The following is a 705-nucleotide window of genomic DNA, read 5'->3' as shown; positions in this document are numbered from 1 at the left end:
CATGTATTGGCTCGGGTAAGCCCGCACGTACTTCTCCACCACTTGGCTCATGGCCGCGCAGGCGGTTTCGGTGTCGGTGCTATACATGGCTTCGGGCGCCGCTTCCAATATCACTTTGAACCCCGAACCGTCCGGCAAACGCACCGCGTGCAGGAATACACCCACCGCTTTGCCACCCGCCAGCATGTTGGGCACAAATTTGCTGGTCAGGGCCGTGGTGCCCAGGAACGGTACAAAAATACCCGCTGATTCTGCCGGCTCCGGGTCTGCCGGGATGCCGACCTGGCCGCCTTTGCGCACCTCTTTGATGACACTCAAGATGCCTTCTTTGGTCGACGCGGCCACGCGGTTGCCCAGCTGTACGCGTTGTTTGCGCAGCAGTTCGTCTACGGCCTTGAGCTTGGGCGGGCGATAAAAAATGATCGGTTTGCACTGGCTGCAATAGAAGTGGTTAAGCACTTCCCAGTTACCCAGGTGGCTGGTGATGCCGACCACGCCTTTGCCGGAAGCGAGGGCGTCTTTGAGCACGTCCAGGCCTTCGACTTCGCGCACCAGGTCAATGGAGCGCTGGGCGGGCCAGATCCACGCGCAGGCGCTCTCGGTCAGGCTTTTGCCGATGTCTTTGAGGCTTTGGCCGACCAATTGTTCACGGGCAACCGGGTCCATTTGGGGGAAGCACTTGGCCAGGTTGATCCGCACCACGTC

1 protein-coding gene is annotated in these 705 nt (G+C 60.3%); it reads right to left on the bottom strand.

The genetic code is table 11. The annotated features are described in order from the left end of the window. On the bottom strand, positions 1-705 hold a 705-nt coding region (locus GHO42_RS03835; protein WP_153384120.1), incomplete at both ends, for a lysophospholipid acyltransferase.

This window comes from Pseudomonas sp. FSL R10-0056 (assembly GCF_009600105.1).
GTDB classification, from domain to species: Bacteria; Pseudomonadota; Gammaproteobacteria; order Pseudomonadales; family Pseudomonadaceae; genus Aquipseudomonas; species Aquipseudomonas bubulae.
Note: the sequence above shows the minus strand (reverse complement) of the source record. Positions and strands in the feature narration are given on the sequence as shown.